The 953-nt window shown below is 62.0% G+C and carries 1 protein-coding gene; it reads right to left on the reverse strand.

Translation table 11 applies throughout. The features are described from left to right. On the reverse strand, positions 1–953 hold a 953-nt coding region (locus DOM36_RS19920), incomplete at both ends, for an EF-hand domain-containing protein (protein WP_198651356.1).

Below are 953 nucleotides of genomic sequence, written 5' to 3' on the forward strand. Positions count from 1 at the left end.
GCCCGACGTCTTGAGTTTTCCATCCTCCCAGTAGGCGTTCTCATCACCGATATAACCGGTGTAGCCCTTATAGGTCTTATCGATGTTCGACCACTGGTCGGCGGCATGCTCGTTGCGATAGTCCACGTAGTCGTAGGTATCGCGATCCTTGGCGAGATCCTTGATGTCGCTCTGCGTGCTACCCAGCTTCGAGTTGAGGCTATCCAGCGTCGACTCGTAGCCGCTCAGCTTGCGCTCCAGCGCCACCCGCTCCTTGGCCGCCGCCTCGGCTTCCTGCCGGGCTTTCTCGATTCGCGCCGCTTCCTTCTGCGCCACACCCAGGGCGTTGATCGATTCCCGCAGACTGACCATGGTCGAATTCAGGCCGATGAATTGATCGGTCGAACGCGCCATCTCGCTGGTCAGGCCCGTGAGCTTTTGCAGCTGCTCGAGCGAACGCTCCTCGAGCGAGCCGGTGTTGTCGCCCACCTGGTCGGTCGACTGCTTCACCGCCTCCAGCGCGCTGATCTGACCGTCACCGTCGGTGTCGAGCTGGCTGAAGATCTGACGCAACCGCTCGTCACTGGCCAGGCCGTCGAAGAACTTCGAGAACTCGCCGTAATCGATCAGCCCATCCAGGCTGGTGTCGATTTGATCGAACATCGGATGGAGCGCACCGGCGATACCGTTGGGCAGCTTATCGACCGCATCCGCCAATGCCCGCTTGATCTCGTCGGCGATGTACTCTTCGGCGCTGACCTGGTCGGGCATGTCCTCGAGCGTGGCCAGCACATCATCACGGATCGACTGATAGCCGGTCCCGCTGCCGTAGTAGTTCTGCCCGGCCGACAGGTACTGGTCCGCGTATTGGGTGATCGACTCCAGCGCCGATCGGTCGCCCTCCTGTGCCAGCACAAGCTGCCGCGCGAACTGCGCCTGGCTCTCCTGCAGATCCATCCCTGGCGAGCCGCCGG

This window comes from Salinicola sp. CPA57, from assembly GCF_003206035.1.
GTDB lineage: Bacteria > Pseudomonadota > Gammaproteobacteria > Pseudomonadales > Halomonadaceae > Salinicola > Salinicola socius.